Consider the following 23,023-nt stretch of genomic DNA (forward strand, 5'->3'; position numbering starts at 1 on the left):
ATGAGGAGAAGGTTGATGTTTAATAGCAAATATAAGTCTTTGCCTGTTTTTTTGATGGTGATTATCCTCATTCTTTCAGCCTGCACAGCTGAACATGGCGGAGAGCGTTCCGGAAACGATCGGCAAACACCGCCGGCTGCAGAGGATCAGGAAAGCAATTCAAAATCATCAGAAGAGCAACCAGCCAAAAAAGTGGCAGTTGAAAGCAAACCATATAAAGGTGAGCTGGAACTCCCGGTCGAAGGTGTAACAGGCTACACATCTATACCACTGGAATTAAAGGAAGCGGCAAATCCTGATTCAAAGACAATTGAAACAATGAAAGCTGGAACCGCTTTTGAAATTATAAGCGAGGAAGGGGAATGGTGGTTCATAAAACAAGGGCCTTCATCTGGCTGGCTGCCGCATCAATATTGTTTTATCAATCTGCCTGATGTCATCCCTTCGATTGTGTATGATAACACGAATACGTATTCATCCAAATTTGTCTCATCGGGCAAGGCCATTCCCACTATTACCGGCCGTGCTTTATATGTAGGGAAAACCTTTAACGAGCGGCTGGGAAAAGAAGAATATATCATGCCTGTTCTTTATACGATGTCGAAAAAAATCCACAAGGCTCAACAGAATGCACTGAAAGAAGGGGATTCCCTCAAAATTTATGAAGCGTTCAGGCCCTTCTCTGTGCAAAAGGCAGTCGTCGATAGCCTGAGTGCATTGGCAAAAAAAGACCCGGACGTGATGACGGGAATCAATACGCCGCCATGGAACATCACCTGGTTTATTACAAACGGTGTTTCGAATCATCAGAAGGGCTATGCCATCGATGTGAGTTTAGTGAAAGTTAATGAGAAAAAAGAGGTGCAAATTGGCGCTTACACCGTTTCAATGATTACCGATTATACTGAGTATGTGATGCCGACACCGATTCATGAGTTGAGCGGTGCAGCTGCGGTTTTTGCCGCTCCAGTCCCTTCGAGGTCGGCAACAGCTTGGAAGAGTGCGGCTAATTCCGAGTCCATGAATGAGGCTGCCATGAAGTTGCAGACGTATTGTACAAGCGCCGGGCTTAGCCCGCTCGCATCGGAATGGTGGCACTTTAACGATTTGGAGGCAATGAATGAAATAGCCGACAATCCCGGAGAGGGAAAGTTTGTTTTGACTGAAAGCTATAGTTCGAACCGGGATTGATTGTTTTCAAATGCGTAAAAGAAACCAGTTAAATAACGTGATAAACAGCGGGAAGCTTTGTTTCCCGCTGTTTTATTGTTTTTAAAGCCCAATTTTTGTATTCACCCTTGTAATGCGATGTAACCTGGTGATACGATGTAAACAGAATGAGTTTGAAGGTAAGGTGTAATGATGGAAAAAGAAATTATGAAAGGCAGTATTGATATTTTGCTTTTATCATTGCTAGATAAAAGAGACATGTACGGTTATGAAATTGTAAAAACGTTAAAAGAAAAAAGCAACGAACTATACAACATGAGTGAAGGAACGCTATATCCCGCTTTAAAGAGATTGGAAAATAAAGATTGGCTTCAATCCTATTGGGAAAGTCCAGAGGTTGGCGGGAGAAGGAAATATTATAGAATTACATGCGATGGACAGAAAGAGCTAACCAAGAAATTAAACGAATGGAATCAGATTAGCAATTTAATTAAAGCATGTTCGGAGGGAGTAGCTTGGATAAAAAAGTCGAGGCCTATATTGATAAAATTGTTAGCCAATTAAATTGTAATGAGGAAGAAAAAAGAGAAATAGCTGATGAGATGAGAGACCATCTGTATTTATTGAAAAATGAATACATCGAAAAAGGGTTTACACAAGAAGGGGCAACACAAAAGGCATTAGAAAGTTTCGGTGAACAAAAGCAATTAACGAAAGGTTTACAGGAGTCTCTGTTTCCATTCTATAATGCATTTAAGATAGGGACATGGCTTTTATTTGGCCTTTACTCATTTATTATTCTATTTAAGCTGCTATTTCAACGAGTCATTATTCGAATGACCGATTATTATATAAATGGAGAAATGATGAGTAGATATACTTTTTCTCCAGGCAATTCAGAAGGGTATCTCACTTTTCTAAAAAACAATTCCAATATTGTTCCGTTTAAAAATACATTTTTGTACATAACAGGTTCCGACCGCTTTAACGTGGAGATCATCATCAATAACACATTGGGCAATATATTAATTTTCCTGCCGTTGGGAATGTTCCTACCTTTGTTAGTTAAAAAATACAGCAGATTTACCAACGTAATTGTCACTTCAACTGTTATCAGCTTCTCAATCGAAGTTTTACAGATTGCCTTAAAAGTTGGGCAATTTGATATTGACGATGTCATTTTGAATGTTGTTGGCAGTATCGTTGGTTTCTTGCTTTTTAAGGTGTTAAAAAGCATCGTGGCTTTTCCGAATAGAAGTACTTTCCGGCGAATGATAAATTGAATGTGTTAGCAGGCTTTGAGGTAACGCGCGTCGATATTCATTTGGCACGCGTTTCTTTGTAGTTGCCTTTTTTCTTATTTTTGAAACAAAAACATCCCCTTAAACGACTTATTACCAAATGGGAGCCAGGAGGGACATAGGTGAATGAAAACACTTCATTAATTGGCAGCTTGTATGAAGAATATTATAAAGATGTTTATCAATTCGCGTTGTATTTTACGAACAACAAACAGGAAGCAGAGGATATTACGCAGGATACCTTTATTAAAGCAATGAGAAATATCCACCAATTAAAGGATCCCACTAAAAAGAAGACGTGGATTCTTTCTATTGCGAGAAATACTGCGGTCGACCTTAAGAGGAAGCAGAAAATAATCAGTTTTTTACCGAATATCTTCAATGAAGCAAAATACACGGTGGAAAAATCACATGACAGCATGTTAATCAGCAAGGAAATATGGATGGAGCTGCAGCAGGCTATATTGAAGCTTAAACCGCATTATAGAAGCATTATCATTCTGAGGGTATTAAAGGACTTAAGTGTAAAAGAAACGGCCCATGTTTTAGGATGCAAGGAACTCAAGGTAAGGGTAGACTTGCATCGGGCATTAAGCCAATTGAAACGGAGCCTACATTCACAAGAAGGGTGGAAGTATCTTGAAGAAACAAAATAGCCATCCAAATGAATTCGCCTTTTTACTCGCGCTAAAGAAAAGAAAGGATTTGGATCCTGATCCGGAGTTTGTGGAATCACTTAGGTTCAGGCTTATGCAAACTTCAAATAAACCAGTGAACCAGCCCGGGAAGCTGTCAATTCTACTTGCAAGTTCCTTAGCTCTTTTTACATTTTTCATTCTGGTTTTACCATTTTTAGATTCCATGACAACAAAAAAGGAACTTTCACAAGCACGCAAGCAAATAGTACCAGCAAAGGAAGTTCCAACTGCCTCAGATGCCGAACCCCCACCACATGTAGAAAAACACACCTACGATCTCGGTCAACTATTAAATGAAAACCTACACTATAAAGACCTTTACCAAACATTGTCCAAAGAAATAAAGTCGGAAGAAGGCGCGAAGGTGTTCATCCTTTATCTGCATGCTCTTAAGCAAAGGGATATGGATGAAATCAAGTTATATGCATTTACTAGAAGGGAATCAAAAATCGAGGACCTGATAGAAATTTATAATAAAATCGATTACGAAACCATAACGATTGATAAGGCCACTCCAAGCAAAGCAGAGCCAAGTTATGAGGTGCAGCTAGGATATCAACTTGCCGGAAGCAGTAAAAAAGAGAAGAGAGCTCTTCATATCCAGCTAAACGATGGTATTGACATTTCTATTTATGAATCTGCTAGTGGACAAAATTAGATTTTCAATTGAATTAATATCCTTTTAGGGCCTGGATAAGCGTGAAAAAGGAGATGTGGCAAAAGGATGGCTTACCTGGTTGGCAGCATATTATTTATTGCCGTTTCGGTGATTCTGATGAAAAGGTTCAATGTGAGGGAGCCTTTTACGAAAGGGGCCGCCTTGTTGATCGTTACCGGGCTGCTTGCGAATATTAGTCTTGCGCAGAACATCACAGTGAATCTTCATCCCGAAAAAAACGATGGATATTCCATTAATAGGGGTATTGCAACCTGGATTCTGGGCGATGACGGGGGGACCATGGAGGCCTTTCGAGCAGCATACGAAACGTCCCTGAATTTTACACTTGCATTCGCGGTTTTGTTTGTCATTATTGCGATAGTGGAAACAAGTCTTTTGAAAAATAAACGACGCGGCAAATAGTCTCCTTATTGCCAAATCCGATAAAGTAGAGGACCCTTTAAAAGGTCCTTTACTTGTTTTGAATCCACGATTTGAACCGACTCCGTTCACCTTTGTCCCTAAGTAGCTTCCTGACATTTTTTCTTGATGAAAAATAGTGCTTCAGTTCGATGTCTTGATCAAGTAGCTTGTTTAAAGCTGGCCTGTCTAGCAACAACTGCTGGAACCAGTATCTTTCTTTAACTAAGAGAAGGTTCTGTTGTAGCTTTTCTTCTTTAGATAGGAAGAGGTATTTAATATAAATGAATAGATCCTTGATTATTTCCACGATTGCTTCTTCGATTGATCTAGCCATTTTTTCTCCTTTTAATATATATTAATTGTTTAAACTGAGTTCATATCTTATTCTTTCCAGAACCTCTTTTGGCTTAATATCATATCCTGTTGCCTGCTTGCCACTCCAATTAACTCCCAAATATAGTCCATCTTTTTCTAGGCCATTTAACCATCTATCTAGAAATTCATCAAAATCAATTTCAACTGGTTGGAAATGGCTATAAGCAGGAACACTTTCAATAATTTTTTGGGCCCTGGAATCCAATGACCAAAATGGCATTGACGTTTGACCGTCAACGTTTGTTGAAGTGGGAACCCCATCTTTGTCCTTGATTGTCCAGACTTTACGGTACATAATAATCTCATTAATAAATTCTGTCCAATTTGTAGCTGATTGGGTCAAGGTTTTACCTTCCTTTTTTATAAGGTTAAAATACTCATTCCTTATTGTTTACTATATAGGTTGAATCAATAATTGTGTATTTTTCAGTAACCTTGCGGTTGATTCCGCTCCAGGCACACGCTTTCCGCGGGGCGTCAGTGGAGCCTCCTCGGCGCTAGCGCCTGTGGGGTCGCCACCTTGCCTCTGCATCCCGCAGGACACTGAATGGCATCCTCGAATTTGCCCACGCACGAAGGAAATGCGTAGCATTTTCGAGAAGTCGGTGCCTTCCGCTCCAATCAACTTACATTCTAAAATAAAGGTGTAAAAATCTATTTCAACCTATGTAGTGCCTACGTGAACAACATTGTAACCCAATTGTCGCTCATTGTATTCCAACTTTAGCGGAAATATTATTAACCATTCTTAAATTGAAGTACTGATTCTTTATTAACGAATGAATGATGATTTGCCAGTATTAAAGGAGAAATGACGAATGAATCCAATAGAATTGTTGAAAAACCTATATTTTGGGGATAGGTGGTGTGAAAAAATTGTTATTAATAATAAAGATCGAACATTAGAACTACATGTAGACCGAATCTCACGATTAAGACCTGGAACTGAACAATGGGATTACTATACAGAGGAAGACATACCACATGGCATCGTACTATTTACGGGAGTAAAAGAGATTATTTTCAATCCATCCGGAATGGTTCCAAATGACGAGATATACGATGTTTATGCAAAATGGGTTGATGAAGAAAATAAGTATATGTTTTTTTATTGAGGCTTGTAATTTTAGTGAAGACCTAGTTTCAAATGATGTTAGAATTACTTTTTTAGGGGATGACGTATTTATTATTGACCCTAATAAACAGGGTAAATGAAGTCATTTATCCTGTCTTTTAACTAACAAAACTACGTCAGCATAAAATTTATCGTCTAATAAGACTTCATAACGCCACAAACCGCCTCTTGGAACTTCAAAAATAACAGGAAAGCGTTCTAAAGTACGGTAGCCTGATGTAGGTTCTTTTATTGTTTCTGGAGGCAAGGCAATGATTTTTTCTCCCATTTGTTCAGGGTAAGCATAAATTGATAGTTTTTTTCCCTTAAAAGTTTCATAAGGTTCCTTAAAATGAAATATGTATCCAAAGGATTTGCCTGCATGAAGAGCAGGATCTGGGAAAACCTCTAATAAAACTTCCCCATCTTTTACATACTCACTCCTAACTTCCCATTGATCATTTGATTGTTTTATCGTTTCTATTGAATCTTTTGCAGTCTCTGCATGTTCTTTCTCTGTTCCATTTGTGAAAAAAGTGATTAAAAAGAATGATACTAAAAACAAACAAAGTACAAACAATTTTTGCTTCACTTTTATCCTCCTAACATTTGTACCGAGGGAAACGAGATTTTTAGGAAAAAGCTGATTCCAAGTCATCAGTATTTAGCATTATTGAGAACCTCCGATTACCAATCGTTTTTAAATTCTTCTCTTTTGAATATCTTACCATAAAGTAACAACAAGAATAATGCTAAAAAAGGCAAGGTGTGCGACACAACTTGCCTTTCTGTTATTGCCAGAGGGTTAAAAAATGATATGCATTTAGACGGTTGCCCGCAATTTATCTCAATGAAGTTTGTCCCGGTCAAAGGCCTTGGGCGGGGATTCCATCCAGCCCTTATCGATTAAAATATTTGTCGCGTCATCCACAAACAGGCCGGTGTTTAGTAGAGAACGTCCATATAATAACGCAATATCCCGTCTTCCGTTTACGGCCAATGAATTGCCAAAGGCCCTAATTTTCATCGAAAACATGTCCACCTTATGGAACAACATGATTTTATCGGAAAAGGGTGGGGAGACAGATGTTGTAACGAGATGGTCAAGGTATGACGGAGTCTGCAAGTGTTCTTCCTGAAGTTTTTCCATATACTTTTTCACGGATTTATCGGTAATGTCTAAACCCCGTTTGAAGAGCGCCTTTATCTTTTCATCCCTAACTGTTTGATAAAAACCAAGCAACAAAGCTTTACTCGTTGTGTTATTTTCAATGTTGTCATAAAGGTGCGTAATTTCAAGTGCGTGCAATGGGCGGACATCGCCAACATACCCGCTCAAATAACTTTGTTTGTTTATACGGTCGGGAGCTTCAGGAATCGGGATAAACGGAGGCTTGGAAATAAAGTTTTTTTCAATTAATACATTATTGATCTGCCCTAAAAAGATGGCGACGCATTCGCTGCAGTAAACAAAAAACTCCCTAATATCTTCCCTCATCATTAATGGAATAGCTACCGCATAAATACTCATCCCGGCTTTGGCCGCGTATTTTAAATAATGCACGTAAAATTGATCCTCGTATAAACGCGGAGCTCCAGGATTAACATCTTCTTCAGTGAAACCGATTGGCAGTGGAAAATCCGCTTCGTTGAAAAACGCTTCGATTCTCTGTGTAAAGTCTTTACTAAGATTCAAACCATTTTCCAAAAGCGTCCGAATTTGTTCGTCCTCACAATGCTCCAAAAAATAACTCAATATTTGCATGGACATACTATTCCCGGTATAAGTAGCCCAAAGTTTGGCCATCTCCACACTGCTCAAAGGCTGCATTTCATTCAGTTTTTCTGTACTTAAATGAATCGGCCTTAACACATCCATCGGATTTTGCGTTTCCAACAGCAATCCCTTCTCTCGCTTTTTTCTTAGGGTTGCCATCTCATACAACTTCATTCATTTATAAAAATGATCCACAAAAAAGGAGAACATTAAAAAGGGAGGTTTAAATAACTGCCAGCAAATAGAATAATCCTGCTATGCCAAAGTCCATTAAGTATCTTTTTTTGGCCGTTTTCTTCAGATATGCTTCAATGCCATCAAGTATCGAACTGCAACCAAAGATAATCCAGAGAATGGTAAGGTAAATAGAACTGAAGCCGTTGAGAATGGCCGCGCCTATGACGACCAAAACCATCAACATAATGAAATGCCTTAACCAAATGAAAGGCTTGCTGCTTTCCCTTTTTTCAAAAAATAATCCCATATGACGAACTCCTTCTAGGAAGTATTAGTGACCGAACATCTTCGTTAAGAAGGTCAGGGAAGGTGCTAAATGTAGTATTGGTGCCCTAAAGGCGAGTTAAAACGCAACTTGTCCCTAACAATATTTTGTAGCCGTAACTCCCTGATTCAACACAAAAGACTGGTAACAAAAGTATACCATAGTGGACCTCGCGTTAAGGGCTCGCTTTCCAGGGAATAGACAGAGATAGCTTTCAAAGAGGTGAGGGGATGTATCGCTCCAGATAATATTGCGTGGTTTCACGAATTTCTCCCCGATTTCCGAACGAAAAGAACATATTAAACGCCCTCCCAATCGGAAGGGCGTTTTGCCGGCCTATTTTTGCAAATTCAATTCCTTCATGGCAAACGTGAGCCCGCTGTTTAGCGATCCGAACGTTTTAACCTCACTAAGATTGATGCCCAAGCCGATAATGGTCTGGGCGATTTCGGGCCTCATGCCTACAATCATGCATTCGGTCCCAAGCAACCTGGCAGCCGTGGTGGAATTGATAAGTGATTGGGCAACAAACGTATCGATCGTCGGGACGCCGCTTACGTCCAGAAAAACAATTTCCGCCTTGTGTTTTTCGATCCCATTTAGAAGGCTTTCCATTATCGTGGCAGCCCTTTGTTCATTGATGTTTCCGACCAAAGGCATAACGACAATATTTTCAAAAAGCTGAATCGCCGGCGCGGATAATTCTTGGATTGTCTCCCGATGCTGCGAAAGGGCAGTTTCCCAATTGGTCGTGCAATCGTGGACAACCTGCGAGAAAATTGGGTCAAACCATCGATCAATTTCGTAATAGACCTGAAGGACTTCCTCTTTTGTTAAATCCTCCTGAAGCAGTGTTTTTAAGGCGATTCTCCGGAATGACTGGAATCCATAAGTCAAAAAATTCAAAGAGCCATTGAAGTCCATCAACTTTGCATAAAACGCACTCAGGTCAGAAGGGGATTCGGTATCTACTTTTTTAATGCTTTCAAAAATAATATCAAACAGCTCATTTGCCAATATCCCCTCCGTGTACTCCGTTTCCGGCAGGGCATGACGCATTTCCACTTTCCAGTTTGCCAAAAGTTCATCTCGATGTTCGTTTAAAATTTCAATTATTCTCGTTCGCATTTTCTACCTGCCTTAATAAATAGTATATATAACCCCCTTGAATTTACCCGTTTTTAGGTCGATGTAACCGCCATTTTTATAAATGTAACAAAAAGGAAGCGAAATTTCAGTTTTGTAAAGCAACTGAATTTCAAATTTTCATTTCCCGCAAGTAAAAAGGAACAAATTAATGGTCCAAATTCTTAAAAAAATTCAGTTCACTGATTAGCCGTGTGAACCAGGGCAGGCTTCTTATGCACCGTATCCGTAATCAACCGTACTCCAAATATTGCGAAGACGAGATAAATATACGCCGGAAAGTTATAGAATCCGAAGAGGGGCGCGATGATAAAGATTGGAATCAGAAGTACTAGCAATAACGACATCCAGGACGGATAGGTTTTGCTTTTCCAGAAAGCAACGGCTGTCCAAAGAGGGCCTATCAGGCTCAGCAGCAGTAAAAAGTTTAAAAATCCAAAGGGTTCTTGGTCGTATATCGTCGTTACGGCCTGGAAAATTTCCTTTTCACCATTCACATTGGCCAGGACATGGGGATAGGTGGCCAGCCTGATAATCGGCTGTATCAGGTCAACGACCAGCAAACCAATAAACATGAGAGGATATCCTGCCCATCCCCATAGTGATAAGGAATTGGTTTGCCTGATGAAAAGTGCTGCCAAACAAAGCAATACGATCGGAACCCCAACCAATAATAAAGTATCGGAAAGCAGCGATTGTGAAATGAAACGCTCGATTCCATCATTGGTTACTGGCGGCTGCGGCTTCAGTAAGTGGCCGATCACAACCGTGATGGCGCCTAATACCATAAATGCTCCGCTAACCCGAAAAAAATGGTCGGAAAACTTCATTTTCTCTCATTCTCCCTTAATTGAAATTTTAAAATACCGGAGGGAAAAAGGAGTTCAAAAGATTTCCGGTATTCTATATCTCAAATCTATCATCGGCAGTCACCCGCTGTCATGGGAGCCATTACCCGATACAGCCGGGAACTTTTCGGGAATGCTTTGGGAACATTTCGGCATGTTCTAAAACTTTTTCCCCATACCTTCATTCCTCGCCTGTTCAATCGCTTCTGAGCGATTGGCCACCTGAAGCTTGTTGTAAATATTCGACAGGTGGTTCCGGACCGTCTTTAAGGTAATGCCTAATTTCCTTGCAATTTCCGGATTATCTTTTCCGTCCACAATCAATTCCAAAATGTGCCGTTCCCGCTCCGTTAATTCGGGGAAAATAACGGTTTCCTTTAATTGGCCTGTCCGAAAATAGGATAACAGCCTGCTGGCGATTAGCGGACTGAAGATCGATTCGCCATTGGAAACCGCGCTGATGGCCCGCAATGTTTCCGTACGGTTCGCACCTTTCAATAAATATCCGCGAGCGCCAGCTTTTAGCGCGGCAAATACTAAGTCATTGTCATCAAACATCGTCAAAACAAGAATTCCGATTTGCGGTTTTCGGCGGGTTATCAACTGGATGGCGTCGATTCCATTTAAAACAGGTAAATTTAAATCCATCAAAATGACATTCGGATTCAGCCGTTCCGCCATCTCAATCGCTTCTTTCCCATTTGTAGCTTCCCCAATCAATTCCGCTTCGTCTGTTGACTGCAGCAAAGTTGCAATTCCTTCCCGAAATAGCGGATGATCGTCGACAACCAGTACCTTTATCATCAATTCCACCTCTATTGGATTGGTATTTTTGCAAAAACCTTTAAGCCCCCAACGGGTATATTCTGAATGAGGGCAGTTCCTCCAAGCTCTTCTGCGCGCTCTTTCATTGAATGAAAGCCAATGCCTTTTTTAAAAGTCTGGTTGGGTATTCCGTTGCCGTTGTCCATAATTGTTACATGCAAATTCTCATTTTCCGCATGTATCGTAATCGAGCATTCATTTGCGGAAGAGTGGCGGACCACATTCGTTATCGCTTCCTGTGCAATCCGGTAAACCGCTATTTCGGCCGCAGCCGGCAAAGCGGGCAAAGGTTCCGGGATCGACAGGGCGGAAAAGGTTATTCCTGTCTGGCTATAGTGGTTGCACATTTCGCGAATTGCTGCAACTAGACCGAGTTCATCGAGGACAGGAGGGCGAAGGGAATAGACAAGGGTTCTGATTTCATCAATCATTTGCTTTAATTGGTTCCCGGTATCATGGATGATTTTTGCGGTGCTTTCAGGCTTCGCTTCAATAAATGATTCCGCAACATCCAGCTTCATTTTTATGCTAGCCAAACTAGGTCCTAACCCGTCATGTAAATCCCTGCGCAATCTTCGCCGTTCCTCTTCCCGGGCCAGGACAAGCTGGCTCCGCGATTGCTGCAAATCCTTGTGGAGCAGAATCGATTGGGCAACAATCCCAACCTGTTGCGCCAAGTCATCGAGAAGTTTCATATCCGACTGCCTAAATGGTTCAAGCGAATCCCGGCTTGAAAGCAGTAAGGAACCGAGCCGATTTCCCTGATAAAAAAGGGGAATTTCCCTGTCCACTTCAATTGGTTTACCAAAGGAAGCGGCAATATATGAGTTTTCCTGCTCAATAAGGCGAATCGCCACATAGGGAATTTTCAGGGTTTTGGCCAATGTAGTGACGACCAAGGGAAGGACATTTTCCATGCTGCTAGCGGCTGTTAAGATGGAATTCAACTGAGTCAGAATGAAAAGGGGATTATCCCGGTCCCCATAGACTAGGCGGTTCACAAACGATTGAAGTTTTACTTTTACCGGCTGAAAACAAAAAGCAATGATMCCTGCCGTGATTAAGGAGGAAATCATTTTATCCTTTTCAACGATATACCGGCTCAACACACTTACACTAACGCTGTAGAAAAGGACAACAAGGATACTGAGAATCCCGTAAAGAACAGTACGATGGATAATAATATTAATGTCCCATAAATGGTATTTGAAAATGGCAAAACCGATGGATAAGGGAATCAGAATTGTACTTAGGGCGTATAGGAATTCCGTTGCAATTTTTAGCGAAATGCTAAGCGGGCCGACGAAATTTAACAGCAACAGGGCAATCACGTACATAATAATGCTGTAAACATACCATTTCATCTGCTGCCTTACAATGGCATCCGACCTTTTCATGTACCGATAAATTTGTGAAAAAATCAACATGACATGGAAGGATATCCAGCATGAGGCTCCAAGCCATAACGGCCAATTTTCCACATCCATAACGCTGCCTTTAAAATACACCGAAAAGACACCGACCATAATCCAAAACACGGCGATGGCAACGGTCCATTTAGGGACAAATTTCCCGTCCGGGAGCATATAGAACAAAACAAGGTAGGTTGCTCCGAAATTGCTAATAAAATGGTACATGAAGATATGCGTTGGATAATCGATAAGAAAATTGTAGGAAAGACCAATTCCCAGTGAAAGGAATACGAGGGAGACATAGAGGTTGAACCAAGGCTGTTCTTTACGGAAAAGCAGTATGGATGAAACGCTAGAATAGACAAGTACTTTCACGATTTCAAGGAATATTTTAAAACCCGCGAAAGCATCCAGGGACAATCCCAACTGACTTAATTGCCGTGCCTCGCCGAGGTTAAGCTGACCCGTTTCAAGGCAGCTGGCCTCATCCCCGCATACTGAACTATACATTTCGAGCCGAAAAGGAAAATCCACTATAAAAAAATAAATCGCAAAACAGGCGGTTACGAGCCATACAATTCGCGTCAGCCAATGTATCTTTGTTTCCTTTAAGAAGGCAAACATGTTCATATCGAATCTCCTTCAAGGTTCCTTACTAGCAAATCCTTATATAATTCTATTCAAAAACAAGAATAATAGAACTATACGCAATCATTTAATCCATATGGTTGATAGAAATGAAGAATGGACTTGAGATAAATGAGTAGATTAGAAGAAAGCAGTGGCGGTTAATTTTTCAAAAAACAGGACAAGCGTTTGTTTTTGGCAAAGGGTTTTTTTGTCTAGGACAAGTCCGCGCCAGATGAATAAGATATTGTGTCCGAACTTGAAAAAGGGGGGAGGTGAGAAAATGTCGTACCAAAAAGACTTTTGCGGCTGCCATGGCATAGGACCGGTGGAAACGATCGTCTATCCTACTAATACCATTGTGAACGAAAGGACCAGAACCCGGGTCGTGCGGCGTATCCACCCAACTGAGATCATTAATGTGAACAGGACAATTATCCGCAATGAAAACTTTTTCCCGGTTACTGAGCGGACTGTGAATGAGACTGTTGAGGAAAACTTTGATTGCGGGCGGGATGTGAACAATCCTCGATGCAGGAGAGTTTCTGGAGCTCCTGGATTTGGTGGTGGCAATCGCGGACCACGCAATTGGCTGTTCAGAATGTAATGGCAATACGGCGAAGACACCCGAAGCTTCCTTGCTCCGGGCGTTTTCTTTTATTTTAATGTTTTTGCTCAATAATGTCCTTCAATCTATTCGCAACCCATTCAATGTCATATCCGATTTCGTTAAGGATGACAGTGTTATAAATCTCCTCGAGCCCGATTCGGATCATATAACAGTACACTTTCTCACACGATTCATCGGAGAGCAGATAGCTGTTGCGGATCCGTTGAACGAGTGGCTGGAGCTTATCCTCATTCCAGAACAGAATATTCGCTTTGTCGTATAGATGATCACCATACAATGCAAGGCTCCAATCAATCACGCCTGAGATCCGCCCATCTTTGGCCAGTAAATTAAATGAACCTAAATCTCCATGAACGAGATGATTTTTGCTAAGTGAAATACAGTGGATATACGCCTTCAACTCATTTATCGCCATCTCAACGACATCTGACTCCAACCCATTCCGTTCAAGGGCCGACCAGTCATAAATTTTCTCATTGTATACAGCTTTAATATATTCTTCCCAGGTCGGAAAACCAGCGTACCCTGTATGATCAAAACGCCCGAATCCTTTTTCCGCCGGAACTTCAATTGCTTCCAATGTTTCAAGTGTTTCCATAACCGATGGACAAATATCAAGCAGCTCCTGGCTGTTTAAATCGAATAGTTTACTTCCCTCAATGTAGTTTGAAATCGAATAAGCGACCCCATTCTCCGTTTCCTGAATCTCCAATACCTCTCTCAGTGGGAGGAGAGGGCTGTAGTGATTGTGTACCCATCGTTCCTTCTCGTATACCTCCCGCCGATTTCCCGCTTGAAACACATAGTGGCCAGTACCTGTTTGATAGGAAAATGTTTGAGAAACAAGCCCGCCATGAAGTTCCCTAACCTTTTTTGCGAATGGAACTTGCGTTTGGATCAAGTTTTGAACTTCCGTTTCAGACAATTTCTTGCCCACTGCCATCGCCCCTTTGAAAAATATTTTGCCTAGCAGCAATTCGTCCAGGGAAAGTTGGTAGATTTGGCTTAACTTTATGATTGAGTCAATATCGGGGAAATTCTTCCCGACTTCCCAATTTGATAGGGTTTGCCTCGTAGTGTTTATTTTCTCGGCTACTTGTTCCTGGGTAAAGCCCGCCTTTTTCCTCCTTATCCTGAGTTTTTCACCAATGTTCATTTCCTTTCCCTCCTACATAAATTTTCGCATATCGATTGGATAAAGCTAGCAAGGATTTCTTGCATACAAAGGACCCATTCTCTTTTTTGAAAAAAAGAGAAGCCCAATTCATATGTGAATTGGACTAAAAGTTGTCTATTTTAATTATTCAAGGCTTTTTTTAAAAAAACACATGCAGCTTTCCTTTAAACCCCTGACTGCCTATCGTAATTTCTAAAGAGCATGCCGTTCGACTTGAACATGCCGAGCTTTTCATAATAAGGGACGAGGTCGTCTTCACAGCTCAGGTCAATCATATAGATGCTGCCAAGCTGTTCAAGCATCCGTTTCACTAGTTCCTTACCGATTCCTTTTCCCTGGTATTCAGGCAGCACTTCAAGGAAGGGGATGTAGGCGGAAAGAACGCCATCACTGATTGCCGTGATAAAGCCGATAACCTTATCATCCTCCACAGCGATTACGAAATGGCTACTGTTTTGAAGCAGCTTCAGGTGGGTTTCCGGGCTCGGCGGATTCGGCCAGCCCACGAAAAATCCGTGCAGCATACGAGGTGAAATGCCATCAATCGTATGTTTGTAAATCATTTTATCAACTCCTGTTTTTTATAAAAAATGACTGGGAAGTTGATAAGAATCAATTGTAAAGTAACAAAGTGAAGGCCTCCAAACATTTTGGACTTCCTAAGACTATTCGGCACAAGATCACAAAAACCTTTTTTAAAGTAAAAAGCTCAACGAACTTTCACTAACACGCTATTCAGAAATCTAAGCATTTTGCAACAATTATTTTTTTATATGCTCTTTTATAAAGACACTATTTTCCCAACATTTAAATCCATAAATTGTATTTACTGAAATAACCATAAAATGTTATATTTTTCTTGTTTCAAAGAAGGTTTTAGAAATTTCCAACAAATTAAAAAATGAAAGGAGGAAGAACTTTTATTAGACCCAAATCTTTTATTCACAAAACTAACTTTAAAAGGAGCAATCGTAAATGAAGAAATTATTTTCTATCTTAATTAGTATGGGACTCTTAATCGCACTTGCAACAAGCGCATTCGCCACAAATCAAGCAGTGGGCAATAGTGAAGTTGGAAATAGTAAGCTTTTAGAAAAAATAGGCTTTACAAAAGAGGAATTAATTGATTTAAAAGCAAACCCAGACAAGGTGGATATAAACTTTGAAAAGCCAGAGAAAGGCATAAAGAAAAAGATTAAAAAGAAAGACGTTTTAAGATTAGCTCAATTGGGATTCACAAAGTAGGAAATTAGTGATATGGATCAAGAAGAGTTCGATTCGTTGAAAGATAAAACGGGGACTTTGATAGAAGTTGATACTAAGTATATAAAAATAGAAGATGGTGTTACAACTGAGGTGCCGGAAAAAGAAGCATTAATTGAATACAAAAAATTAAAAGATAAAGAAAAGAAAAAACTGAATGGAGATATATCCATTCAAGCTGAAATTGGTACCGATGTTGAAAATACATCCTGGATGCAGTTGCTTACCACGGTTAGTACGGTTTCTACTGGAGTATGGCAAGTTAAAAATAGTTTCAACTGGTGGACAGAACCAGTATGGACTCTGGAAGATGCCATAGGGATATCACATCCAGAGTATCAAACACCTGATATGAATAGTGAACGTTTCACTTATACTTATGACCGCCATACAAACAATACAAATTTGACTTATGTTAGCACTGGTACCAAAACTAAATCTACTGCAGATGATAAGAATTCGAATGGAATGGCGTTTAAATATGACATTATTGAAAGTGAATATGTTAATGGAACAAAGTATCTTGTTTTGAACCATAGGGGTAAAATGTATTACGATTTTAGAAAGGCAAGCTCTCAATATACAAGGGGAGCAGTATACGGCCATTATACTCATACAGAGATGGGCATTGTTGGAAGCATCGGGGTGAAAATTAGTTTAAATTCACTTTCCGTATCCGGGGCAGCAAAACAAACCAAAATGACCGATACAGGAGTTTCTTTTAGTTTTTAAATTTGGCAAAGAGGGTGTATTAATTGGTTCAGCTTCTTTGTAATATCATATAGAAAAGGTGTGACTAATTTGTATATCTTCTTTTTAGGGACTATTTTCTTTAGTGTATTGTTCTATATAAACTGTATATTTATGGCTAAGAGAATTAGAGATAAAAAAGAAACAACATATGATATTGTAGTCGGGTCAATAATTCTAGCCATATTGATGTACTTTTTAATAGTTGTCTTGAGAACATAGCCAGATTTCTAATAAGAAAAAACACTGTACCAGAGTAGATACAGTGTTTCTTCTTGTTTTATTAGTCACTTGACTCTGACATTTTTAAAATGTCTTCTTAAAAAATACCCTTTCAAAAGCTTTTGCCCACTCTCAACATCAGCCGAGCAAAACTGGGGGTTCCCCTGTAACCAGACAATCCAGTTTCACTTACTTCTATTCCAATTCCAGCGTTTCATTCACATCTGTCGATTTGGCACTTTGCCCTGTCATTCGCTTGTACATGAACGCGATTTTTTTCGCCAAATTTCCGGTTTCCCAATATTCGGCTGCTTCCGCTTTAACCTTTATTAAGACAACGTCAGGATCATCATAAGTGGTTTGCATAATCTTTTCATATGCTTTGCTCCACAATTCCTTCTTCTTGTTTAAATCCTCAACGATTTCCGCTTTTCCACGGACGGAAACATACGATTTACCCGCGTAAGCCACATTCACATCTTGATCATTCAAAATTTCTTCATATTTAGCAGTCTCTTTTTTCGTAAAAAACCACAGGTCGCCATCAAACTCAACTTCCTGAGTTTTCATGGGGCGTGAAACAAGCCCTTCATCCGTTGCCGTAGTCAGCATGGCTATGTCTATGTCTTTGATTAATTCCCTTAACGTTTCAAGTTCTTCTTTTTTCAGCATGTTAGGGATACCAACTCCTCATTTATGATTATAGAGGTATAGTACCCTTTAACCGTGTTTTTAGTCCGGTTTGGCGGTATGAGAGTGGAATCATAAAGCACATACCACTCTATGTTTACTTGAAACCGTGTCTGGATAGCAAAGTGAATTTCCAAGGGTTGCGTGTCCAAAGAAAGAACGGGATCCGATGCACCAATGATTATGATGTTGTATACACAAACGCATTTGGAACGCTGAGAAGGGAACAGGTACATTGGATTAATTTTCTTCAGCTTTGTTTCAAGGAGAGAAAAGGCCACCGCTTTTAAAAGATGAAATAACCGAATTTTCCGATTATAATGAAACTAATTCTAATTAAATGATTATACCTGGGAGGCGGAAGAGATGGCGGAAATCAAGAACATTTCAGTCGGCAGGCTTCTGGAGGAAACCGCAGCAAGGCAGCCGGACCATGATGCAGTTGTTTATCCTGACAGGGGATTGCGCTATACATACGGCGAATTCGAAAAGCTGTGCCGGGATGTCGCGAAGGGATTGATGAAGCTTGGCATCGAAACGGGGGAGCATGTGGCCATCTGGGCGACGAACCGACCCGAATGGGTGACGGCTCAGTTTGCGACCGGAAAGATGGGGGCCGTCCTGGTCACCGTCAACACAAGCTACCGGACCGCGGAACTCGAATACCTCCTGAAGCAGTCAGACTCGACAACGTTAATCCTCATGGAGAATTTCAGGGATGCTTCCTACATCAATATGATTTATGAAATCGCGCCCGAATTGAAGACGTCGGAGCCAGGAAAGCTGAAGTCGAAGAACCTTCCTTTTTTAAAAAATGTCATCGTACTCGGCGACAACCGCTATCCGGGAATGCTGCACTGGGATGATATCCTTGCGCTGAAGGATGAAGTGTCCGACGCTGAACTCGACAGGCGGTTGGCATCACTCGACCCGGATGACCCGATCAATATGCAGTACACATCCGGGACGACCGGATTCCCGAAAGGCGTCATGCTCACGCACAACAACCTTGTCAACAACGCCATCAACATCGCCGAGTGCATGAAGCTGACAGCGGAGGACAGGCTCTGCATCCCTGTGCCCTTTTTCCATTGCTTCGGCTGCGTTATCGGGACGCTTGCATGTGTTTCGGTCGGGGCAACGATGGTCCCTGTCCAGGAATTCGATGCGAAAAAGGTGCTTGAAGCGGTTGAAAAGGAACGCTGTACAGCGCTGCATGGCGTCCCGACGATGTTCATCGCCGAGCTGAACCATCCCGATTTTGAAAAATACGACCTTTCAAACCTCCGTACAGGCGTCATGGCTGGATCGAATTGCCCAATCGAAGTGATGAAAGCGGTCATTGAAAAAATGGGTGCATCAGAAATCACGATCTGTTACGGGCAGACAGAGGCATCACCGGTCATCACGCAAACGCGGACGGACGACCCAATCGAACTGCGAGTCTCTTCGGTCGGCAAAGCGCTCCCGAACGTCGAAGTGAGAATCGTCGACCCGGTAACGAACGAAGAAGTCCCGTACGGTGAGCAGGGCGAGCTGTGCACACGCGGCTACCATGTCATGAAAGGCTATTATAAAAATCCCGAAGCGACGGCCGAGGCAATCGACAACGACGGCTGGCTGCATACAGGCGACCTCGCTGTCATGGATGAAAACGGCTACTGCCGGGTCACTGGCCGCCTTAAGGACATGATTATCCGTGGCGGCGAAAATATCTACCCCCGAGAAATCGAGGAATTCCTCTACCAGCATCCGGCCATTCTCGACGTCCAAATCGTCGGCGTCCCGGATGAAAAATTCGGAGAAGAAGTCATGGCCTGGATCCAGCTCAAAGAAGGCCATACCGCAACAGTAGAGGAAATACGGGAATTCTGCCTCGGAAAAATCGCCCGTTACAAGGTGCCGAGATATATTGAATTCTGCGAGTCGTTCCCGACAACGGCATCAGGGAAGATTCAGAAGTACAAACTGAGGAAGATGGCGGAGGAGGCCGTTTCCTCAAAAAGCGCGCTCTCCTGACAACAACGCCAGGACCGATTGAGAGCATTTTCGAGTAGAAAACTTATTGAGCACACCAAAAAGCAACCAAATACGCGCATAACTGGTTCGGTCTTCGAGTACAAAAAACATAAATCGCATAAAGATTAGCAGTCCAATTCGCAAATGAATTGGACTGCATCTTTTTGTTGATATAACAGCGTTTTCTGTGTATTAAAGGAGGTTTTAGCACTCAAATTCGGATCCCTTTTAGCACGATGAAAAAGGTTAAGAATAAATAATAAGTTAGGTGCCTAATCCAAGAAGGGTTAAGGCCCCTTTTTGTGGAATTCTTTATTGAACGCTGGAGGTTTGTTGAAAATAGATCGTAAGCGAACACAATTAAAGATGAGTTTACCTTTTAAAAGAAGAAAAGGTATGTAGAGTAGATAAAACGAAAAATGAGGTGAGTTAATGGGACATTTACTAGGTGTTCTTACGTTTCTTATTTTTTGTATTTTTAGCATAATCGGACTTACAAACCATTTTAAGTTTAATCAAAAATATGTATGTAAAAATTGCTCACAAAAAATTAATGCCTCACAAATTGTGTGTCAACACTGTGGCACTTTTTTAGAAAAAAATTCGTTTGAAAAGAAAGCAGTTAAATATATGGGGCGGCATTTTGACGGCAGATATCAGGAAGGAATAAAAAAGTTAGATAGACGGAATAAATGATAGGGCTATCTAAAGGGTTAGGATTCGTTGCATCTATTTAAGCAGCATTATTTATTCTGCTAATGGGAGTTTAGGCCTTCTGAGAAGTAAGGTATTATTAATCGAATAAGTAGTCTTATAAGCCATCATAACCTACTACAATATTCTGGAACAATCCCAAAAGAGGGTTGTTCCTTTTTCTATTTATACTTTTGATTATAGATGGTAATAAAAATCTTTTATTTTTTCAAACCAGATGAAGGTTAGCTACGTCTATAATATGTGAGAGGGTGATAACTAGATGAATGGACTAAAACAACTGGCGGTGACAGATGAAAGTATGCTGGATGAGAGAGAGCAGATAATTGATCAACTAATGCATGAATATAGCGATGATATTCTGCATCTCGTATATACATATGTTAAAAATCGAACGACAGCGGAAGATTTAACTCAGGAGATTTTTATAAAGTGTTATGAAAAGTTAAATCAATTTAATCAACATTCCACAATAAAAACGTGGCTATATCGTATTGCGAGTAATCATTGCAAGGACTACTTACGAAGCTGGCATTATCGCAAAATAATGCTTACCGATAAAATTTTGGATTATATACCTTCGAAATCAAAACAGGTTGAAGAGGAGATTATCGCGAATAGTGAAGAAAACATCTTAACAAATGCTGTCATGAATTTACCTCTAAAGTACAGGGAAGTCGTCTTCCTGCATTATTATGAAGAACTGTCCTTAGCCGAAATAAGCAAGATTACGACAGTAAATATAAATACAATAAAAACGAGATTAAAGCGTGCGAAAGAATTATTAAAAGATCAGATGATGGAGGAGGTTTAGGAGATGAATGATCCATTAACTAACCTGAAGAGTTCGATGAAAAAATCAATTTTCAAGGATTTTTCTTTTTCCAATGAAAGAAAAAATTCGGTGAAGGAATCCATTCGTATGAAACAATCTCAATCACAATTTGATTCTTGGAAGATAGAAACCATCATAGCAATATTAGAATCGGTTCAGCTTGAATCACAGGATGGCTACAATATTTCCACCCGACTTTTTCAAAAAAATGAACTTACTTTCCAAAAAAATGAAGGGCAGCTTTATACACTTCTACATCTATTAGAAAACAAAGAAATTCTTACTTCAAAATGGATAAACGAAAAGAAATATTACTCTATAAATTCCAAAGGGAAAAAATACTTAGCTTCCTATAAACAAGCTAAATCAACACAGGAGTTTTCCCTTAAACACATACTAGAGGAGGCGTCACTATGAGTTCTTCCAAATTTGAAGAATTTTTAAGTAAGGTAATGTCCAAAGTGAAATCTAAGGAAGCCCACAATAAGATAAAAAAAGAGCTTGCTAATCATCTGCAAGAGTTGAGTCAATCTTACAAAAAGAGAGGATTTTCCCAAGAGGATGCAGATGAAAAGGCCATTCAGGAAATGGGAAATCCATTTACCATTGGAGAGAATTTAAATCCCCTCCATAAGCCAAAAATGGATTGGGTTCTTATTGTATTATTTGTTCTTTTTGCTGGTATTAGTTTTCTCCCGTTAGTTGAGGGGATTCCTCAACTTTCAATATCAGGCACATATATTATGGGGAGACAGGTTATTTGGTACTCCCTGACTGTTCTTGTACTCATAGGATTCCTTTTCTTTGATTACCAGAAATTAAAGATTGGGTGGAAGTACTTTTATGCGATTGGCTTATTGATCCTTTTATACCTCCATCTATTTGGATATATGAAAAAGTGGGTTCTCCTTCCAGGTTTGACGGTGGATGGAACCATGTTGAGCTTATTTTTCTTTTTTCTAGCTTGGGCGGGTATTTTTAACAAAATGAATGAGTTTCATAGTTGGAAAAAGCAAGGTTTACTTTTTGTTTTATTTTGGACTCCCACCTTGCTCTACATGATGGTGCCAGACTTTATGGTTAGTATTATTTACTTCTTCTGTATTCTTGGGATGTTGGTTTTCGCTAGAATCCATAAGAAATTAGCTGTAAATCTTGCGCTAACAAATCTATTGGCTGGGATCATTTTCATTATTATGTTCTACATGACCTCACGCCAAAGTTATTTATTTACTAGATTATCTGCTTTTATAAACCCAACTGCCGATCCAAATGGAGCAGGATATTTGTATATAGCGGTTAGGAATGTCCTTTCAGAAGCGGGATGGTTCGGTAACGGCCTTTACAACGATTTGAACTCACAATTGTTACCAGAAGCACATACGGATTTTGCTTTCCCCTTCCTCGTCTATTCTCTTGGCTGGGCATTCGGAATCTTTCTATGTTTGATCATATTGATATTTATTTCAAGGATTTCAAAAAATGCGTTTAAAACAAAGGACCTCTATGGGAGATTAATCGTAATTGGTGGTGCTACATTATTTGCTGTTCCTACTACTTGGAGTATCTTGATGGGCTTTGGAGTCTTGCCTATAATGAGAGTTTCTCTACCGTTTATTAGTTATGGAGGCAGTGGGATTGTCTTTTACGGAGCTGTTTTAGGACTCATTCTAAGTGTTTATCGAAGAAAAGATCTTGTAGAACCTATGATTGAAGATGAAATTAAAAGTTAAAGTCAAACATGTAAATGTTGATAAAAAGGGCGACAGCTAAATAAAAGTTGTCGCCCTTCCCTTATTGAAGTAACGGGTTCATTGATCCAGGAAGGATTAACGCTTTTTTTGTG

General features: G+C 40.3%; 26 protein-coding genes. 14 read left to right on the forward strand and 12 right to left on the reverse strand.

The genetic code is table 11. The features are described 5' to 3' along the window. Positions 1-15: 15 nt before the first annotated feature. The 6 genes from ADU24_RS09930 to ADU24_RS09955 all read left to right on the forward strand — a co-directional run bounded on the left by ADU24_RS09930 (position 16) and on the right by ADU24_RS09955 (position 4,250). Positions 16-1,191, forward strand: coding sequence for a D-alanyl-D-alanine carboxypeptidase family protein (locus ADU24_RS09930; RefSeq protein ID WP_231689596.1), 1,176 nt, complete (start codon positions 16-18; stop codon positions 1,189-1,191). Between the two features lie 171 nt (positions 1,192-1,362). Further along, positions 1,363-1,734, forward strand: coding sequence for a PadR family transcriptional regulator (locus ADU24_RS09935; RefSeq protein WP_053368874.1), 372 nt, complete (start codon positions 1,363-1,365; stop codon positions 1,732-1,734). Next, positions 1,686-2,453, forward strand: a complete 768-nt coding sequence (locus ADU24_RS09940; protein ID WP_053366481.1) for a VanZ family protein — start codon at positions 1,686-1,688, stop codon at positions 2,451-2,453. The genes ADU24_RS09935 and ADU24_RS09940 overlap by 49 nt, the downstream gene beginning before the upstream one ends. Positions 2,454-2,593: 140 nt before the next feature. Continuing rightward, on the forward strand, positions 2,594-3,127 hold the full coding sequence (locus ADU24_RS09945; RefSeq protein ID WP_053366482.1) for an RNA polymerase sigma factor: 534 nt from the start codon (positions 2,594-2,596) through the stop codon (positions 3,125-3,127). Then, complete coding sequence (locus ADU24_RS09950; RefSeq protein WP_053366483.1) at positions 3,111-3,827, forward strand: hypothetical protein; 717 nt, start codon at positions 3,111-3,113, stop codon at positions 3,825-3,827. Before ADU24_RS09945 ends, ADU24_RS09950 begins: the two co-directional genes overlap by 17 nt. Positions 3,828-3,893: 66 nt before the next feature. Continuing rightward, a complete protein-coding gene (locus tag ADU24_RS09955) occupies positions 3,894-4,250 on the forward strand; it encodes a hypothetical protein (protein WP_053366484.1) in 357 nt (118 codons plus the stop codon). A gap of 49 nt (positions 4,251-4,299) precedes the next feature. Here ADU24_RS09955 and ADU24_RS09960 read toward each other — a convergent pair whose 3' ends face one another. Together ADU24_RS09960 and ADU24_RS09965 are read right to left on the reverse strand one after the other, a co-directional pair. Further along, positions 4,300-4,584: a hypothetical protein gene (locus ADU24_RS09960; protein WP_053366485.1), complete on the reverse strand. Its 285-nt coding sequence runs from the start codon at positions 4,582-4,584 to the stop codon at positions 4,300-4,302. 21 nt (positions 4,585-4,605) lie between these two features. Next, complete coding sequence (locus tag ADU24_RS09965) at positions 4,606-4,968, reverse strand: DUF2750 domain-containing protein (RefSeq protein ID WP_197277494.1); 363 nt, start codon at positions 4,966-4,968, stop codon at positions 4,606-4,608. Between the two features lie 475 nt (positions 4,969-5,443). Here ADU24_RS09965 and ADU24_RS09970 point away from each other — a divergent pair, with 475 nt between their 5' ends. Further along, positions 5,444-5,740: a DUF6258 family protein gene (locus tag ADU24_RS09970; protein ID WP_053366486.1), complete on the forward strand. Its 297-nt coding sequence runs from the start codon at positions 5,444-5,446 to the stop codon at positions 5,738-5,740. A 102-nt stretch (positions 5,741-5,842) separates the two neighbouring features. On the opposite strand, the gene ADU24_RS09975 is transcribed toward ADU24_RS09970, so the two are convergent. The 7 genes from ADU24_RS09975 to ADU24_RS10005 form a co-directional block, all read right to left on the reverse strand. Next, a complete protein-coding gene (locus tag ADU24_RS09975; RefSeq protein WP_053366487.1) occupies positions 5,843-6,331 on the reverse strand; it encodes a hypothetical protein in 489 nt (162 codons plus the stop codon). 255 nt (positions 6,332-6,586) lie between these two features. Then, positions 6,587-7,618, reverse strand: coding sequence for a DUF3231 family protein (locus tag ADU24_RS09980; protein ID WP_053368876.1), 1,032 nt, complete (start codon positions 7,616-7,618; stop codon positions 6,587-6,589). 121 nt (positions 7,619-7,739) lie between these two features. Then, on the reverse strand, positions 7,740-8,000 hold the full coding sequence (locus tag ADU24_RS09985) for a hypothetical protein (protein ID WP_053366488.1): 261 nt from the start codon (positions 7,998-8,000) through the stop codon (positions 7,740-7,742). Between the two features lie 354 nt (positions 8,001-8,354). Further along, complete coding sequence (locus ADU24_RS09990; RefSeq protein ID WP_053366489.1) at positions 8,355-9,146, reverse strand: STAS domain-containing protein; 792 nt, start codon at positions 9,144-9,146, stop codon at positions 8,355-8,357. A 197-nt stretch (positions 9,147-9,343) separates the two neighbouring features. Next, positions 9,344-9,994, reverse strand: a complete 651-nt coding sequence (locus ADU24_RS09995) for a hypothetical protein (protein ID WP_053366490.1) — start codon at positions 9,992-9,994, stop codon at positions 9,344-9,346. A gap of 177 nt (positions 9,995-10,171) precedes the next feature. Next, positions 10,172-10,816, reverse strand: coding sequence for a response regulator (locus ADU24_RS10000; protein ID WP_197277495.1), 645 nt, complete (start codon positions 10,814-10,816; stop codon positions 10,172-10,174). Positions 10,817-10,827: 11 nt separating this feature from the next. After that, positions 10,828-12,879: a sensor histidine kinase gene (locus tag ADU24_RS10005; RefSeq protein ID WP_053366491.1), complete on the reverse strand. Its 2,052-nt coding sequence runs from the start codon at positions 12,877-12,879 to the stop codon at positions 10,828-10,830. A 280-nt stretch (positions 12,880-13,159) separates the two neighbouring features. On the opposite strand from ADU24_RS10005, the gene ADU24_RS10010 reads away from it, so the two are divergent. Then, positions 13,160-13,483 (forward strand): CotD family spore coat protein, encoded by a 324-nt coding sequence (locus tag ADU24_RS10010; RefSeq protein ID WP_082306872.1) that lies wholly within the window; start codon positions 13,160-13,162, stop codon positions 13,481-13,483. A 55-nt stretch (positions 13,484-13,538) separates the two neighbouring features. On the opposite strand, the gene ADU24_RS10015 is transcribed toward ADU24_RS10010, so the two are convergent. Together ADU24_RS10015 and ADU24_RS10020 are read right to left on the reverse strand one after the other, a co-directional pair. Then, positions 13,539-14,663 (reverse strand): phosphotransferase, encoded by a 1,125-nt coding sequence (locus ADU24_RS10015; RefSeq protein WP_053366492.1) that lies wholly within the window; start codon positions 14,661-14,663, stop codon positions 13,539-13,541. Between the two features lie 185 nt (positions 14,664-14,848). Continuing rightward, positions 14,849-15,247 carry a GNAT family N-acetyltransferase gene (locus tag ADU24_RS10020; protein WP_053366493.1) on the reverse strand — a complete coding sequence of 133 codons (399 nt, stop codon included), beginning with the start codon at positions 15,245-15,247 and terminating at the stop codon, positions 14,849-14,851. A gap of 412 nt (positions 15,248-15,659) precedes the next feature. Between ADU24_RS10020 and ADU24_RS10025 the strand changes: the two genes are divergently transcribed. Further along, positions 15,660-15,929, forward strand: coding sequence for a hypothetical protein (locus tag ADU24_RS10025; RefSeq protein WP_053366494.1), 270 nt, complete (start codon positions 15,660-15,662; stop codon positions 15,927-15,929). A 12-nt stretch (positions 15,930-15,941) separates the two neighbouring features. Beyond that, positions 15,942-16,679: a hypothetical protein gene (locus ADU24_RS10030; protein WP_053366495.1), complete on the forward strand. Its 738-nt coding sequence runs from the start codon at positions 15,942-15,944 to the stop codon at positions 16,677-16,679. 435 nt (positions 16,680-17,114) lie between these two features. Here ADU24_RS10030 and ADU24_RS10035 read toward each other — a convergent pair whose 3' ends face one another. Continuing rightward, positions 17,115-17,600 (reverse strand): pyridoxamine 5'-phosphate oxidase family protein, encoded by a 486-nt coding sequence (locus ADU24_RS10035; protein WP_053366496.1) that lies wholly within the window; start codon positions 17,598-17,600, stop codon positions 17,115-17,117. Between the two features lie 375 nt (positions 17,601-17,975). On the opposite strand from ADU24_RS10035, the gene ADU24_RS10040 reads away from it, so the two are divergent. The 4 genes from ADU24_RS10040 (at position 17,976) to ADU24_RS10060 (ending at position 22,910) form a co-directional block, all read left to right on the forward strand. Beyond that, entirely contained in the window at positions 17,976-19,628 is a 1,653-nt protein-coding gene (locus ADU24_RS10040) for an AMP-binding protein (RefSeq protein ID WP_053366497.1), read from the forward strand. A gap of 1,015 nt (positions 19,629-20,643) precedes the next feature. Beyond that, on the forward strand, positions 20,644-21,156 hold the full coding sequence (locus tag ADU24_RS10050) for a sigma-70 family RNA polymerase sigma factor (RefSeq protein ID WP_442853758.1): 513 nt from the start codon (positions 20,644-20,646) through the stop codon (positions 21,154-21,156). A 3-nt stretch (positions 21,157-21,159) separates the two neighbouring features. Continuing rightward, positions 21,160-21,594, forward strand: a complete 435-nt coding sequence (locus ADU24_RS10055; RefSeq protein ID WP_053366500.1) for a PadR family transcriptional regulator — start codon at positions 21,160-21,162, stop codon at positions 21,592-21,594. Continuing rightward, positions 21,591-22,910: an FtsW/RodA/SpoVE family cell cycle protein gene (locus tag ADU24_RS10060; protein ID WP_053366501.1), complete on the forward strand. Its 1,320-nt coding sequence runs from the start codon at positions 21,591-21,593 to the stop codon at positions 22,908-22,910. The genes ADU24_RS10055 and ADU24_RS10060 overlap by 4 nt, the downstream gene beginning before the upstream one ends. The last annotated feature ends 113 nt before the right edge of the window (positions 22,911-23,023 follow it).

Origin of the sequence: Bacillus sp. FJAT-27245 (assembly GCF_001273955.1) — a bacterium.
Classification (GTDB): Bacteria; Bacillota; Bacilli; order Bacillales; family Cytobacillaceae; genus Bacillus_D.